Here is a 1,533-nt window from a genome sequence, read left to right as displayed (position 1 = left end):
AAAACATGAGTGCAGTTGAAAAATTACCTGAAGATTTTTGCGCAAACCCAGATGTTGCATGGACTTTCCCTAAAGTTTTCTATACTTCATCTCAAGTTTTCGAGCACGAGAAAGAGGCAATCTTTGCTAAAAGCTGGATTTGCGTTGCACATGGTAGTGAGTTGGCTCAGCCAAATGACTATATTACCCGTAAAGTGATTGGTGAAAATATTGTCATCATTCGTGGTAAAGATAGTGTTCTACGCGCATTTTATAATGTGTGTCCGCACCGTGGTCATGAACTTTTAAGCGGTAGTGGTAAAGCAAAAAATGTAATTACCTGCCCATATCATGCATGGACGTTTAAGCTAGACGGTAGCTTAGCTTTGGCACGTAACTGTGACCATGTTGAATCTTTCGATAAAGAAAACTCAAGCATGGTGCCTTTAAAAGTCGAAGAATATGCAGGTTTCGTATTTATTAATATGGATGAAAATGCGACTTGTGTAGAAGACCAGCTCCCGGGCTTTGCTGAGCGTTTAAATCAAGCATGTGGTGTGATTAAAGATTTAAAATTGGCAGCACGCTTTGTGACAGAAACACCAGCAAACTGGAAAGTGATTGTTGATAACTACATGGAATGCTACCACTGTGGACCTGCACATCCAGGCTTTGCTGACTCTGTACAAGTCGATAAATACTGGCATACAACACATCAAAACTGGACATTACAATATGGCTTTGCACGTTCATCTGAGAAGTCATTCAAACTTGATCCATCAGTAACAGATCCTGAGTTTCATGGTTTCTGGACTTGGCCTTGCACCATGTTCAACGTACCACCAGGCAGCAACTTCATGACAGTTATTTATGAATTCCCTGTTGATGCAGAAACAACTTTGCAGCATTACGATATTTACTTTACGAACGAAGAACTGACTCAAGATCAAAAAGATTTGATTGAGTGGTATCGCAATGTATTCCGCCCGGAAGATTTGAACTTGGTAGAGAGCGTACAACGTGGATTGAAATCACGTGGTTATCGTGGTCAAGGCCGTATCATGACTGACAAGCAACGTTCTGGTATCAGTGAGCATGGTATTGCTTACTTCCAACATCTTGTGGCGCAGTACCATCAATAAAAACAAAGGGATTTATTCAGGTGTAAAGATGACTTACACCTGATTCTTCAGTTAGGAAGACGATATGTCGAGTTTACAAAGTACTGAACTATTTCAGCAACAAGCCTATATTCATGGGCAATGGCTAGCTGCACAGTCAAATGCGACTGTTCCGGTGAGTAACCCAGCTACAGGTGAAGAAATTGGCACAATTCCTAATATGGGAGCGGTAGAGGCAACCCAAGCAGTTGAAGCTGCCTATACGGCTTTACAAAGTTGGAAAGCTTTAACGGCCCAAAACCGTGCTGATATCTTATTGGCTTGGCATAAACTGGTTCTCGATCATACCGATGAACTTGCTTTAATCATGACCATTGAGCAAGGCAAGCCTTTAGCAGAAGCAAAAGGCGAGGTTCGCTATGCTGCATCATTT

At 41.7% G+C, this 1,533-nt stretch carries 2 protein-coding genes; both read left to right on the top strand.

Annotated elements, in window-relative coordinates; translation table 11 throughout:
• Positions 1-5: 5 nt before the first annotated feature.
• A complete protein-coding gene (cntA, locus tag VXQ92_RS17415) occupies positions 6-1,121 on the top strand; it encodes a carnitine monooxygenase subunit alpha (protein WP_001277084.1) in 1,116 nt (371 codons plus the stop codon).
• Positions 1,122-1,185: 64 nt separating this feature from the next.
• The coding region (locus tag VXQ92_RS17410; RefSeq protein ID WP_416682664.1) for an aldehyde dehydrogenase family protein at positions 1,186-1,533 on the top strand (348 nt) is incomplete at its 3' end.

This window comes from Acinetobacter sp. 228, from assembly GCF_048147885.1.
This window is presented reverse-complemented; position numbering and strand designations above follow the sequence as displayed.

Bases quoted from the DNA above. Each gene is read 5' to 3' on its own strand.
- cntA (WP_001277084.1), top strand. From the start codon at position 6: ATGAGTGCAGTTGAAAAATTACCTGAAGATTTTTGCGCAAACCCAGAT.